Origin of the sequence: Promicromonospora alba, from assembly GCF_042654905.1 — a bacterium.
GTDB classification, from domain to species: Bacteria; Actinomycetota; Actinomycetes; order Actinomycetales; family Cellulomonadaceae; genus Promicromonospora; species Promicromonospora alba.
Genome location: NZ_JBHSFI010000005.1, coordinates 215,272 through 227,218, shown reverse-complemented (window position 1 = coordinate 227,218; position 11,947 = coordinate 215,272). Strand labels below are relative to the sequence as shown.

14 protein-coding genes are annotated in these 11,947 nt (G+C 70.2%); 5 read left to right on the top strand and 9 right to left on the bottom strand.

Annotated elements, in window-relative coordinates; translation table 11 throughout:
* Window positions 1–55: 55 nt before the first annotated feature.
* From ACFO6V_RS16020 to ACFO6V_RS16010, 3 genes are all read left to right on the top strand, one after another.
* Window positions 56–292 carry a DUF3046 domain-containing protein gene (locus ACFO6V_RS16020; protein ID WP_116674560.1) on the top strand — a complete coding sequence of 79 codons (237 nt, stop codon included), beginning with the start codon at window positions 56–58 and terminating at the stop codon, window positions 290–292.
* A 261-nt stretch (window positions 293–553) separates the two neighbouring features.
* Window positions 554–1,774 (top strand): recombinase RecA, encoded by a 1,221-nt coding sequence (recA, locus tag ACFO6V_RS16015; RefSeq protein WP_377136887.1) that lies wholly within the window; start codon window positions 554–556, stop codon window positions 1,772–1,774.
* Between the two features lie 34 nt (window positions 1,775–1,808).
* Window positions 1,809–2,441, top strand: a complete 633-nt coding sequence (locus ACFO6V_RS16010) for a regulatory protein RecX (protein WP_377136886.1) — start codon at window positions 1,809–1,811, stop codon at window positions 2,439–2,441.
* A 215-nt stretch (window positions 2,442–2,656) separates the two neighbouring features.
* Here ACFO6V_RS16010 and ACFO6V_RS16005 read toward each other — a convergent pair whose 3' ends face one another.
* From ACFO6V_RS16005 to ACFO6V_RS15990, 4 genes are all read right to left on the bottom strand, one after another.
* Window positions 2,657–3,544 (bottom strand): amino acid ABC transporter permease, encoded by an 888-nt coding sequence (locus tag ACFO6V_RS16005; RefSeq protein WP_377136885.1) that lies wholly within the window; start codon window positions 3,542–3,544, stop codon window positions 2,657–2,659.
* A complete protein-coding gene (locus ACFO6V_RS16000; RefSeq protein ID WP_377136883.1) occupies window positions 3,541–4,230 on the bottom strand; it encodes an amino acid ABC transporter permease in 690 nt (229 codons plus the stop codon). Before ACFO6V_RS16000 ends, ACFO6V_RS16005 begins: the two co-directional genes overlap by 4 nt.
* 138 nt (window positions 4,231–4,368) lie before the next feature.
* Window positions 4,369–5,223, bottom strand: a complete 855-nt coding sequence (locus ACFO6V_RS15995; RefSeq protein WP_377136881.1) for a glutamate ABC transporter substrate-binding protein — start codon at window positions 5,221–5,223, stop codon at window positions 4,369–4,371.
* A gap of 60 nt (window positions 5,224–5,283) precedes the next feature.
* Window positions 5,284–6,099, bottom strand: coding sequence for an amino acid ABC transporter ATP-binding protein (locus ACFO6V_RS15990; RefSeq protein ID WP_377136879.1), 816 nt, complete (start codon window positions 6,097–6,099; stop codon window positions 5,284–5,286).
* A 138-nt stretch (window positions 6,100–6,237) separates the two neighbouring features.
* On the opposite strand from ACFO6V_RS15990, the gene miaB reads away from it, so the two are divergent.
* Window positions 6,238–7,929 carry a tRNA (N6-isopentenyl adenosine(37)-C2)-methylthiotransferase MiaB gene (miaB, locus tag ACFO6V_RS15985; RefSeq protein ID WP_377136877.1) on the top strand — a complete coding sequence of 564 codons (1,692 nt, stop codon included), beginning with the start codon at window positions 6,238–6,240 and terminating at the stop codon, window positions 7,927–7,929.
* A 56-nt stretch (window positions 7,930–7,985) separates the two neighbouring features.
* Here miaB and ACFO6V_RS15980 read toward each other — a convergent pair whose 3' ends face one another.
* From ACFO6V_RS15980 to ACFO6V_RS15960, 5 genes are all read right to left on the bottom strand, one after another.
* Window positions 7,986–8,288: a hypothetical protein gene (locus ACFO6V_RS15980; protein WP_377136875.1), complete on the bottom strand. Its 303-nt coding sequence runs from the start codon at window positions 8,286–8,288 to the stop codon at window positions 7,986–7,988.
* Window positions 8,285–8,938 carry a hypothetical protein gene (locus ACFO6V_RS15975; protein WP_377136873.1) on the bottom strand — a complete coding sequence of 218 codons (654 nt, stop codon included), beginning with the start codon at window positions 8,936–8,938 and terminating at the stop codon, window positions 8,285–8,287. Before ACFO6V_RS15975 ends, ACFO6V_RS15980 begins: the two co-directional genes overlap by 4 nt.
* Window positions 8,939–9,011: 73 nt before the next feature.
* On the bottom strand, window positions 9,012–9,920 hold the full coding sequence (locus ACFO6V_RS15970; RefSeq protein ID WP_377136872.1) for a WXG100 family type VII secretion target: 909 nt from the start codon (window positions 9,918–9,920) through the stop codon (window positions 9,012–9,014).
* Window positions 9,921–10,030: 110 nt separating this feature from the next.
* Window positions 10,031–10,603, bottom strand: coding sequence for a type III secretion system chaperone family protein (locus tag ACFO6V_RS15965; protein ID WP_377136870.1), 573 nt, complete (start codon window positions 10,601–10,603; stop codon window positions 10,031–10,033).
* On the bottom strand, window positions 10,600–11,199 hold the full coding sequence (locus ACFO6V_RS15960) for a type III secretion system chaperone family protein (protein ID WP_274994189.1): 600 nt from the start codon (window positions 11,197–11,199) through the stop codon (window positions 10,600–10,602). The genes ACFO6V_RS15965 and ACFO6V_RS15960 overlap by 4 nt, the downstream gene beginning before the upstream one ends.
* Window positions 11,200–11,331: 132 nt before the next feature.
* Between ACFO6V_RS15960 and ACFO6V_RS15955 the strand changes: the two genes are divergently transcribed.
* On the top strand, window positions 11,332–11,910 hold the full coding sequence (locus tag ACFO6V_RS15955) for a hypothetical protein (RefSeq protein ID WP_377136868.1): 579 nt from the start codon (window positions 11,332–11,334) through the stop codon (window positions 11,908–11,910).
* The last annotated feature ends 37 nt before the right edge of the window (window positions 11,911–11,947 follow it).

Below are 11,947 nucleotides of genomic sequence, written 5' to 3'. Positions count from 1 at the left end.
ACTGACACCGGCCCGGAGTTCACCGAGCGGGCAGGGGGAGACGTAGGGTTGACGGGTGCGCGAACGGGATTTCTGGCAGCTGATCGACGAGGTGTTCGGTCCGGGCTACGGGCGTGCCCTCGCCCGCGAGCAGGTGCTGCCCGCGCTCGACGGCCGGACCCCGGCCGTCGCGCTGGAGGACGGCGACGAACCTCGTGACGTGTGGCACGCGCTGTGCGACGCGCTGGACGTGCCCGACGCCGACAGGTGGGGCAACGACAAGTACCGGCAGGCGCCGCCGCCCCGCCGCTGAGGCGCTGGTCGACGGTTCCCGGAGCCGCTCGGTGCGGGAACCACCGCACCGACGAGATGTCCTGCGACACACCGATGTGTCGTGCCTTGCCTCGAACACGCGTTCGGCTAGACTTTGACCACAGACACGGATTTCGGAACGTCGTCCACAGGCGGCGGCCGGAGAAGGCGTCCGTGTCAGTGGCTCCGCGTACGGTCGGCAACGACGTACAGAGCCATCCATGTCGGCGCACAGAGCGCCCCTGAACCGAAGGTGTTGCACATGCCCGCACCAGCAGATCGCGACAAGGCCCTCGAAGCGGCCCTCGCCCAGATCGACCGCAGCTTTGGCAAGGGCTCGGTCATGCGCCTCGGCGACGAGATCCGCGCACCCATCGAGGTGATCCCGACGGGTTCGATCGCCCTCGACGTGGCCCTCGGTATAGGTGGCCTGCCCCGTGGCCGTGTCGTCGAGGTCTACGGTCCCGAGTCCTCGGGTAAGACGACCATCGCGTTGCACGCGGTGGCCAGTGCGCAGCGCCAGGGCGGCATCGCTGCCTTCATCGACGCCGAGCACGCGCTGGACCCGGACTACGCCAAGAAGCTCGGTGTCGACACCGATGCTCTCCTGGTCTCGCAGCCGGACACCGGCGAGCAGGCGCTCGAGATCACCGACATGCTGATCCGCTCCGGTGCGCTCGACATCATCGTCATCGACTCCGTGGCCGCGCTGACGCCCAAGGCCGAGATCGAGGGCGAGATGGGCGACAGCCACGTGGGTCTGCAGGCCCGCCTCATGTCGCAGGCCCTGCGCAAGATCACGGGTGCCCTCAGCCAGTCCGGCACGACCGCGATCTTCATCAACCAGCTGCGCGAGAAGATCGGCGTGTTCTTCGGCTCGCCCGAGACCACCACCGGTGGCAAGGCGCTGAAGTTCTACGCGTCGATCCGCCTCGACATCCGGCGTATCGAGACCCTCAAGGAGGGTACGGACGCGGTCGGTAACCGCACCCGGGTGAAGGTCGTCAAGAACAAGATGGCGCCGCCGTTCAAGCAGGCCGAGTTCGACATCCTGTACGGCCACGGCATCTCCCGCGAGGGCGGCCTGATCGACATGGGCGTGGAGCACGGCTTCGTGCGCAAGTCGGGCTCGTGGTTCACCTACGAGGGTGACCAGCTCGGCCAGGGCAAGGAGAACGCGCGGGCCTTCCTGCGGGACAACCCCGACCTCGCCAACGACATCGAGAAGCGCGTCAAGGAGAAGCTGGGCGTGGGCCCGAAGGTCGACGCGCCGGCGGTCGAGAGCGCGGGCGCCACCACGGCGGCTTCCGCCACCGACACCGCACCGGCTGCGGGTACCGTCGCCGCGGCGAGCTCGTCCTCGCGGACGACGACCACGGCGAAGGCCACCAGGTCGACCACCGCACGGTCGAAGGCCACCAAGCCGGCGGTGTCGAAGACCGCCGAGAAGGCCGAGGCGGCCGCCGAGAAGGCGCCGTTCTGACGTGCAGTACGGTGATCCAGCGGATGGTCCCGGCGTGGGGAAGCGTCGGGGCCGTCCGGCCGCTCGGGAAGGTGGCTGGACGAGCAGCCGCGGAGGGCGCGGCAGCGCCGACCGAGCACCCCGCAAGACCGTCGCGGAACGCCTGGAGTCCGGCGAGATCAGCCGGGACGAGGCCGTCGAGAAGGCCCGCGAGACGGTCCTCAAGATCCTGACCGCGGCGCAGAAGTCCCGCCGCGAGCTGGAGCAGTCCCTGGCTCGCAAGGGTTACCCGGAGGACGTCGTCGTGCAGGTGCTCGACAGGTTCGACGAGGTGGGCCTGGTGGACGACGCGACCTACGCGGAGACCATCGTCCGCACCCGCCACGCCGAGCGGGGCCTCGCACGGCGCGGTATCGCCGCGGAGCTGCGCAGGCGCGGCATCGACGAGGACACGGCCATCGAGGCCCTGGACCAGCTCGACCCCGACGACGAGCGGGCGGCCGGCGCCAAGCTGGCCACCAAGCTGATCACCCGCACGCGAAGCCTGGACCGCGAGGTCCGCGTCCGTCGTGCCGTCGGCTCGCTGGCACGCAAGGGCTACTCGCCCGGGCTGGCCTTCGAGCTGGTCCGCGAGGCGCTCGCCGCGGAGGGCGAGGACACGGACGACCTCGGCTACGCCGAGGACTGACGCCTAGGGCTGACGCCTAGGACTGACGTCGGGGACTGACGCCGGGGACTGACGGTTCGACGGAGCACGGACCCCACCAGGACTTCCGCCACGGATACCCCACGGATTCCGCCCCCGCCGCCGCGGATTCCGCAGAGAAGGCCGGGTGGTCAGCAGCTCGCGCTGCCGACCACCCGGCCTCTTGTCGTTCGTCCCTCCGGCGGTACTGGAGGGGCTCAGATGTTGTTAGGGCCACCTGCCGCTGTGGCCACTGCGGTCGGGTCACCGATGCCGGTGCCCGCGCGGGTCGTCCCGGAGGTCCTGCTGGACAGCAGTTTGGACAGCCGGTGCGCCACCACGGTGAGCAACCAGTTGACCAGGATGAACACCACGGCGACGAGGGCGAGCACCTGCAGCGGGTTGCCGTCGCCCGACGCGACGATCTGGCCGGCGCGCAGCAGCTCGGAGGCACCGATGATCGACCCGAGGGCGGAGTCCTTCAGGACCACGACGAGCTGCGAGACCATCGCGGGCAGCATCGCGATGAGGGCCTGTGGCAGCTGGATCGAGCGGAGGGTCTGGCCCTGGGTGAGGCCGATGGCAAGACCGGCCTCACCCTGGCCGTTCGGCAGGTTGCCCACGCCGGAACGCACCAGCTCGGCGATGACCGAGCCGTTGTAGAGGATCAGCGCGACGACCACCGCCACGAACGCCTTGTCGTCCAGGCCCCGGAACACCTGGCCGAACAACCCGTAGAAGAACACCATCATGAGGAGCACGGGCACGGCGCGGAGGAACTCCACCACCGTTCCGCACACCCAGCGCACGGGAGCGAGCTGCGACAGCCTGCCCATACCGAAGAGGAGCCCGAAGGCGACGGCACCGACGATCGCGAACGCTGCCGCACGCAGCGTGTTGATCAGCCCCGGGAGGAGGTAGTACTGCCAGGTGCGCTCCGAGAGCGCCGGCCCCCATAGTTCCCAGGACAGCTGGTCCTTGGCGTCGAGCTGGACCAGGATCCAGGCGACGAGGCCGAGCGCGATGAGTGCGCCGAGCACGTTCCCACCGAGGATCCACGCGCGGGACCGCGGTCCGGGGGCGTCGAAGAGGACGGAGGAGCTCATCGCTTCACCGCCAGACGCTGGGACAGCCAGGTCGTCAGCAGACCGATCGGGATCACCAGGATGACGTAGCCGATGGCGAACGTCGCGAAGATTCCCCAGATGTAGGGGGCGTTGAATTCGATCATCGTCTTCATGACTGAGGAGGTCTCCGTGGAAACGCTGGCCGCGGCGGCGACCGTCGAGTTCTTCAGCAGCGCGATGAGCGTGTTGCCCAACGGCGCGATGGCGCCGCGAAAGGCCTGCGGCAGGATCACCAGGCGCGCGGCGGGCATGAACGACAGGCCGATCGCGCGGGCGGCCTCGGCCTGCCCCAGCGGCACGGTGTTCACGCCGGAGCGGATGGCCTCGCACACGAACGCCGCGTGGTAGACGGCCAGGCCGATGACGGCGAAGCGGAAGAAGTTGCTGACGAAGTCCTCCGCGAGACTCACCTGGAGCTGCGTCCATACGGCGAGGACCAGGAAGGTCATGATGATCGTCAGCGGGGTGTTACGGAAGATGTTCACGTACGCGGCACCGGTCCACTGCAGCGACGCAATGGGGGAGATGCGCATGAGCGCCAGCACGGTGCCGAGCACCAGGGCGAACAGCGCACCCCAGAACGTGAGCTGGATGTTGGTCCAGAACGCCCCGAGCACGTCGTATTGCCCCAGGAGCGCTCCGAGCCCGGACAGATAGTCGTTCACGGGTCACCTTTCGGGTGAGGCGCTGCCCTGCTGGGCGCGCCCCGGTCGGTCAGGTCGTGGACGGCGGGAACACCGTCCACGCAGCGACCGGGATCGCGCCTGGCACAGCAGGCGCGATCCCGGTTCACGGCGACGACGTCAGGCGCAGGGCTCCGGCGTCGGCGGGTTGAGGTCCGCGTTCGGGGTGTAGTCGGCACCCTCCGTGTTCGCGGCGACTGCTTCCTCCCACGCACCGTCTTCGATCATCTTGGTGATCGCGGCGTTGATGGCCTCGCACTGGTCGGAGCCCTTGGGGAGGCCGACACCGTACTTCTCCTCCGAGAACGGGTTACCGACGACCTTGAGGTTGCCGTCGCCGTTGGCTGCCGAGAGGCCGGCGAGGATGATGTCGTCGGTCGTGACGGCGTCGACCTGGCCCGCGGTCAGAGCCGTGACGCACTCGGCGTAGCCCGGACGCTCCAGGAGCTGGACACCCTCGGCGTAGTCGGTCTTGATCTTCTCGGCCGACGTAGAACCGGTGACCGAGCAGAGGTTCTTGCCCTCGAGGTCCTGCGGGCCGGTGATGTCCGTGTTGTCGGCGGCGACCAGCAGGTCCTGACCTGCGACGAAGTACGGGCCGGCGAAGTCGATGACCTCCTTGCGGTCATCGGTGATCGAGTAGGTGGCGAAGATCATGTCGACGTCACCGTTCTGCAGCATCGCCTCGCGGTTGGCCGAGGGCGACTCCTTGAAGGTGATCTGGTCCTCGCTGTAGCCGAGCTCGTTCGCCACGTACTTCGCGACGTCGACGTCAAAACCGGTGTACTCGGCACCGTCCTGCAGGCCGAGGCCCGGCTGGTCGTACTTGATGCCGATGGTGATGCCGTCGCCGCCGGCACCGCCGTCAGTGGCGCCATCGGTCGGCTCGCCGCCGACCTCGGCGCCGCCACAGGCGGAGAGAGTAAGAGTGGTCGCTGCCGCCATTGCCAGCAGCCCCATGGTGTGCTTGCGCATGATTCCCCTTCGGTAAGTACGGGATCCGGTACCGGAACCCTTGGGATCAGTCAGAGAAATTCAGTGGGTAAGGATCTTGGAGAGGAAGTCGCGGGCACGCTCGCTCTTGGGCGCCGTGAAGAACTCCTCGGGGGGAGCCTCCTCGACGATCTGGCCGTCCGCCATGAAAACCACGCGGTGCGCTGCCTTGCGGGCGAAGCCCATCTCGTGCGTGACGACGATCATGGTCATGCCCTCCTCGGCGAGCGACACCATGACGTCGAGGACTTCGTTGACCATCTCGGGGTCGAGCGCGGAGGTCGGCTCGTCGAACAGCATGACCTTCGGCTTCATGGCCAGGGCCCGGGCGATGGCCACACGCTGCTGCTGCCCGCCGGAGAGCTGCGCGGGCATCTTGCGCGCCTGGTTGCCCACGCCGACCCGCTCCAGCAGGGTCATGGCCTCGGCCTCGGCGTCCTTCTTCGACAGGCCGCGCACCTTGCGCGGCCCGAGCGTCACGTTGTCGAGCACGGTCTTGTGCGCGAACAGGTTGAACGACTGGAAGACCATGCCGACCTCGGCCCGCAGCTTCGCGAGGGCCTTGCCCTCCTCGGGCAGGTTCTTGCCGTCGACGGTGATGGTGCCGTCGTCGATGGTCTCGAGGCGGTTGATCGCTCGGCACAGCGTCGACTTGCCGGACCCGGACGGGCCGATCACGACCAGCACCTCGCCCTTGCGGACGGTGAGGTCGATGTCCTGCAAGACGTGCAGCGCACCGAAGTGCTTGTTGACGTGCTTCAGCTCTACGAGGGGCGCCCCGAGGACGCGGTCCGACGTCGGAGCGTCCACGGTCTCGTCGGCCGCCGGTTGGCCGGTGGTCGGGGTGCTCTGGTCCATCCCTTGAACCTAACGATCCGATGTTTCAAGGACCAAGTCGACGGGTCATCGGGGGACAACGTTTCGGTAACAGATGCCCGCAATGGACCAAGATGCTCGTGTTCGGCGCGGCTCGACAGGGGTCGTAAAATCGACGGGATGTCCACGACCGCCCTCACCCCAGCCCTGCCCGACGCCGCCGCGACCGACCGCTGGACCGATCCAGCCGTCCACGACGAGGCTCCGGAGCAGCAGCCCCGTACGTACATGGTGCGCACGCTGGGCTGCCAGATGAACGTGCACGACTCCGAGCACATGGCCGGGATGCTCGAGGAAGCGGGTTACACGCGAGCCTCCAGCGCGGACGAGGCGGCGAGCTCCGCCGACGTCGTGGTGATCAACACGTGCGCCGTGCGCGAGAACGCGGCCAACAAGCTGTACGGCAACCTCGGCCAGCTCGCCGGCATCAAGGCGACGCGTCCGGGCATGCAGATCGCGGTCGGCGGGTGCCTGGCACAGAAGGACCGCGGGGACATCGTGGCGAAGGCGCCGTGGGTCGACGTCGTCTTCGGCACCCACAACCTCGACGCCCTGCCGGTGCTGCTGGAGCGCGCCCGGCACAACGAGGCGGCGCAGGTCGAGATCGCGGAGTCGCTGCAGGTCTTCCCGTCCACGCTGCCGACCAAGCGGGAGTCGGTCTACGCCGGCTGGGTGAGCATCTCGGTGGGCTGCAACAACACGTGCACGTTCTGCATCGTGCCGCACCTGCGCGGCAAGGAGCGTGACCGCCGGCCGGGGGAGATCCTGGCCGAGGTCGAGGCGCTCGTCGCGGCGGGCGCCATCGAGGTGACCCTGCTGGGCCAGAACGTGAACAGCTACGGCGTCGAGTTCGGCGACCGCGGCGCGTTCGCCAAGCTCCTGCGCGCGTGCGGCCGGATCGAGGGCCTGGAGCGGGTCCGGTTCACGTCCCCGCACCCCGCCGCGTTCACCGACGACGTCATCGCTGCCATGGCCGAGACGCCCAACGTGATGCCGCAGCTGCACATGCCCCTGCAGTCCGGCTCCGACCGGATCCTGCGCGCGATGCGCCGCTCCTACCGCTCGGAGAAGTTCCTCGGCATCCTCGACCGCGTCCGCGCCGTGATGCCCGAGGCCTCGATCACCACCGACATCATCGTGGGCTTCCCGGGCGAGACCGAGGAGGACTTCGCCGAGACGCTGCGCGTCGTCGAGGCCTCGCGGTTCAGCTCGGCGTTCAGCTTCCAGTACTCGCCGCGCCCCGGCACACCCGCCGCGACCATGGACGGCCAGCTGCCCAAGGAGGTCGTGCAGGAGCGGTTCGAGCGCCTGCTCGCCCTGCAGGAGCGCGTCGGCGGCGAGGAGGCCGCGAAGCAGGTCGGTCGCACGCTCGAGGTCCTCGTTGCCGAGGACTCCGGCCGCAAGGGCGGCGAGCGGCACCGCCTGTCGGGCCGCGCCGAGGACAACCGCCTGGTGCACTTCGCCCTGCCCCAGCCCGACGCGCTGGCCAGGCCGGGCGCCTACCTCGCCGACACGGACCTCACGCAGGCACCGGCGAGCCTGGACGACCCGCGCCTCGCCGACGTCGTGCCCGAGGGGCTGCCGCGGCCCGGCGACATGGTGACCGTGACCGTGACGAGGGCCGCCCCGCACCACCTGCTGGCGGACTCGCCGCTCACCGACGGTCTCCCGGTGCGGCGTACCCGCTCGGGCGACGCCTGGGCGGCGCGGGAGAAGGCACGGCTCGGCGGGGGAGAGGACGAGCACTCGCACGGGACGTCCGCGGCGCCGTCCGGCCCGGTCTCGCTGGGCCTGCCGGTCCTGCGTCGCTGACACAGCACCGCTGAGGCGGAAGATGCCTGGCCCGCACCCGTGGTGCGGGCCAGGCATCAGCCGTTCTGCGAGCCTTGCTCCAGGTGACGGACCCGGGCGCGCTGCGTCAGCGCGACCGGCAGGCAGCACACACCGGCGACGACGCACACGATCACGAAGATCCAGGGAAAGCCGTCGTCAGCGTTGAACCCGCGCCAGTTGTCCTGGTAGTTCCCGGCCTGGGCGACCCACCACGCGAACGAGGCGAGCGCGGCCCCGGCCCAGGCCACCACGGCGAAGATGACCCACATGATCACTATGCGGCGAGCGAGCCGGAGGTCGCCGCCGTCCGACCACCGGTCCTTGGCCGCCGAGCTCATGCGAGAGCCTTGGCCAGGACCGTGAACGTGGGGTCCGCCTCGACCGGGACAGGCTTGGGAAGGCGCTCGACCGGCCCGCTGGAGATCTCCCAGGCCTTGTCCTCACCGATCCGGACGGCCGCCGCGCGGTCACCTCCGGCCTGCGCGATCACCTTGATGCTGCCCGCGAACGGCAGGGTGGTGATGTCCTGGTACGTGGCGCGGACGTAGCGCGAGGCGACGTCGATCAGCCGGTCGTCGGCGGGCACCGGAAGTGCTTGCCAGATGCCGTACGGCTTGGGCTCGATCATGGCGGCGCCGTCGGGGGACTTGACGAGGAGCGCGACGTGGTTGGTCTCGCCGGACACCCCGGCGGCCTCGATCCACTCGGTAGCCCGGTTCAGCACCGCGGCGAGCGCGAGGACCGGACCCTGGGGGGTCAGCACCCCCGCGTCGTCGACCGTGGCCATCTTGCGCACGATCAGCGAGCTGAGGCCCGCGCCGAGGAGCGGCGAGCCCTCGGGGACCTCGGGCAGCCGGAGCGACTCGCGGGTCTTCCTGGCGGAGGCGTCGTCGCCGAGCGACAGCAGGCTGAGGAGCTCGAAGCCGGTCAGCTCGATCGTCTGGTCCGCGCGGGGGTCGCGGCTCGTTGTGGTGTCCTGCTCAGTCATCGGTTCCTCCTCGTCGGGCCGGACGGCCGCAATTCTTCCAGGTCAAGGTCGGTGCTCGTGGCCCCGGGGCAGATCACCACGGCAAGAGGTCCTTCGCGCCGTCGAGGAGGTCGCCGCCCGCGTCGAGGACGTCGCCCGCCAGGTCGCCCACCCCGTCGGCGATGTCCCCTGCCGTGTCCCCGACCCAGCCCCCGACGTCCTTCGCGGCGTTCCAGGCCACCTCGGTGACGTTCCCGTCGATGAGGAGATCCGCGACGGCCCAGGCAGCGCCCGCACCGAGGATCGCCCAGCCGACCGGGTTGGAGACCAGGCCGGCCGCGACGAGCAGACCGCCGACGCCGAGCCCGGCGCTGATCGCGCCGTCACCCGCCATCCAGTAGTCGCCCTCGCCGATGCCCTGGCCCATCTGGAACGCGCCGAACGCCACCGAGCCCCAGGCGAAGGCCTTGCCCGCGGTGCCGATGGCACCGCCCCAGCCGCCCGGGAGGGCGTCGGCGACGTTCCAGAGCCCGTGGGCCCAGCGTGCCCCGAGCTCGATGCCGTTGTGGACGAGCCCGCCGGCGGTGGCCACCCAGTTCGCGTCCCCCACGACGTCGAGGACCGTCTTGGCCCAGTTGCCGTCGTCGCCGCCGCCGCCGGACACCGTTCCGCTGCCCGTGGCCGAGGCGCCGGCAAAGGCAGCCGCGCCGGCAGCACCGATCCCGGCACCGGCGTAGTCGTTGCTGGTCTCGTCCTGCTGGTCCGCGTTGCGCTCGATCTTCGACCTGACCTCTGCGAGGTTGGTCGAGACGTCGCGCATGGCCGGCGCGTGGTGACCGTCCCACTCCGCGCGGAACTGGTCACCTCCGGGCCCCAGCCAGTCGACGCTGGACAGCATCGAAGTGACTTCGCTGACGGCGGTGTCCAGCGTCTGCGCTGCCGTGTCGAACTCCCTCGCGAGGGCGCGCAGCTGTGCTAGGTCAGCACCCCACACCTCACCCATCAGTACTCCCTACCGCTCGTCCGGCTGTCAACTGGTCCAGACCGTAGCTGACCAGGCACGATAGGGCGAACACGGGTAAGGGGTAGAACTCCCCATGGCGCGGGCGGGTGTCACTCCTCGTCCGACGGCGGCTTCTCGTCCGACGGCGGGGCCAGCGACGCGACAGTGGAGAAGAACTGGCTGGCCGTGACCAGGCCGCACGACACGGTCTGGGCGAGCTGATCCTCGGTCGCGCCGTGCTCGAAGTCCACCGACACCTCGGCGTACAGGGCGAGCCCCGAGGACTCCTCGCGCGTGTAGACCTTGGGCCAGATGCGCTCGCGGTTCCAGTCGTTGGCGGCCTGCAGCACGGCGAGGCGCGCCCCCGCCGGCAGCGTGCCCGCCCAGCGGCCGCGCACCTGCAGGATCTCGTCGTGCTCGCCCAGCAGCAGGAACCAGAACCGGTTGCCGTCCCAGGTGCCCGTGACGTCGCCGTCGTCGTCGATGCGGAACCGGTAGCCGCGCCGCGAGAGGTCGTCACCGACACGCTGAGTGCTCAGCGGCCGGGGCTTCTCGACCTGCGTGTTCGTGATGGTCCGGACCTGCGCGCCGGAGGACCGCCGCGCGGCCGGGGGACGCGGGTTCAGCAGACGGGCGAGCCAGCGGCCCGCGCCGCGGCCGCCCCCGCCGATGGGCGGGCTCATGGTGCGGACCTCAGCGGATCGGGGAACGTCTCGTCGAGGTGCTCGAAGAACATGGAGCCCGTGGTCAGCCCGCACTGCAGGAGCTGGTCCAGCTGGTCCTCGGTGACGCCGTGCTCCAGGTCGACGGTGACCTCGGTGTAGACGAGCACCGCCCCGTTGTCCCGGACCCGGACGTACGTCTTGGGCCAGATGCGCTCGGCGTTCCACTCGTTGCAGAGCTCGAGGATCTCCTCGAGCCGCTCGATGGTCAGGTCCCGGTGCCACTGCCCGCGCACCTGGAGCACCTCGGAGCTCTCGCCGACCATCAGGAAGTAGAACAGCCAGCCGTGCCACAGCCCGCCGACGTCGCCCTCCGAGTCCACGAAGTAGCTGAACCCGTTCTCACCCAGCCACTCGACGACGCGGTCGCGCGTCAGGGGCTCGGGGATCGAGGACGGATCGTCGAGACCGCCCGTCAGCTCCCGAAGCAGAACCCCTTCGACCTGGGCGCGGAGCTCGTCGTCGTCGAGTTCCCTGGGCTCGGGCTGCTGCGGGCCGGTGGCCGCACGGTCGCCGTCGCCCGCCGTGTTACGGCGTCGTGACCCGAAAAACCTCACCTGGCCACACTACCCGCCAGACCCCTTCCCCCGCTGCGTCGGACACGTGGGAAATGGGGTGGAATCGTCCAGAGGCTTTTTGCGCGCGGCCGGAGCGGCGCGGGCCGTGTAGTTTCGTGGATCGTGCGTGCCGTGATCCTGCCTGCGACCCCGCTGCTCGTCCCGGGGCTCGCTCCCGGCCTGAGGGCGGACCCCCTCATGGCGGTACGCGGCGCGGTCCGGGCCGCTCTCGCGAAGCTCGTCGCAGGCGGTCGGCTGCCACTCGTCCTCGCGCACGGACCCGCGCTCCGCCACGGGCGGATGCGCCCGTCGCTCGCGGGAGCCGGGATCGGCGGCCGCTGGTTGCCCGACCCTCCGGCAGCCGCGTCCTGGGCGGACGGCGCCCCCGCCGGCACCGGCGCGTCCGTCGCCCTGCTGGCGCTCGCCGACGTGCTGGGCGACCGGGCCACCGACGTCGAGACGCTGGAGGTGCCGGCCGACGGCTGGTCGCTCGACGACGGCGTAGCCGGCCTGCTGCGCGGCGCGACCGGCCTGGTCGTCGCGGGCGGGGGAGCGCCCGGTGGGCTGGACGACGGTCCCGAGGCTCTCACCGACGGGATCCGGGCGGCGCTGCGTGCGGCCGGAGCCGACGCCTGGCACGCCCAGGTCCAGGTGTTCGAGCAGTCGCACGGCCACCTGCCGCCGGCCTATCGCGTGACCACGCTGGCGTGACCGGGCTGGCGTGAGGGCTGGCGTGAGGGCCGGCGTC

Coding starts and splice junctions, on each gene's coding strand:
- recA (WP_377136887.1), top strand. CDS start 554: ATGCCCGCACCAGCAGATCGCGACAAGGCCCTCGAAGCGGCCCTCGCC.
- ACFO6V_RS16005 (WP_377136885.1), bottom strand. CDS start 3,544: ATGAGCTCCTCCGTCCTCTTCGACGCCCCCGGACCGCGGTCCCGCGCG.
- ACFO6V_RS15995 (WP_377136881.1), bottom strand. CDS start 5,223: ATGCGCAAGCACACCATGGGGCTGCTGGCAATGGCGGCAGCGACCACT.
- ACFO6V_RS15990 (WP_377136879.1), bottom strand. CDS start 6,099: ATGGACCAGAGCACCCCGACCACCGGCCAACCGGCGGCCGACGAGACC.
- miaB (WP_377136877.1), top strand. CDS start 6,238: ATGTCCACGACCGCCCTCACCCCAGCCCTGCCCGACGCCGCCGCGACC.
- ACFO6V_RS15980 (WP_377136875.1), bottom strand. CDS start 8,288: ATGAGCTCGGCGGCCAAGGACCGGTGGTCGGACGGCGGCGACCTCCGG.
- ACFO6V_RS15975 (WP_377136873.1), bottom strand. CDS start 8,938: ATGACTGAGCAGGACACCACAACGAGCCGCGACCCCCGCGCGGACCAG.
- ACFO6V_RS15970 (WP_377136872.1), bottom strand. CDS start 9,920: ATGGGTGAGGTGTGGGGTGCTGACCTAGCACAGCTGCGCGCCCTCGCG.
- ACFO6V_RS15965 (WP_377136870.1), bottom strand. CDS start 10,603: ATGAGCCCGCCCATCGGCGGGGGCGGCCGCGGCGCGGGCCGCTGGCTC.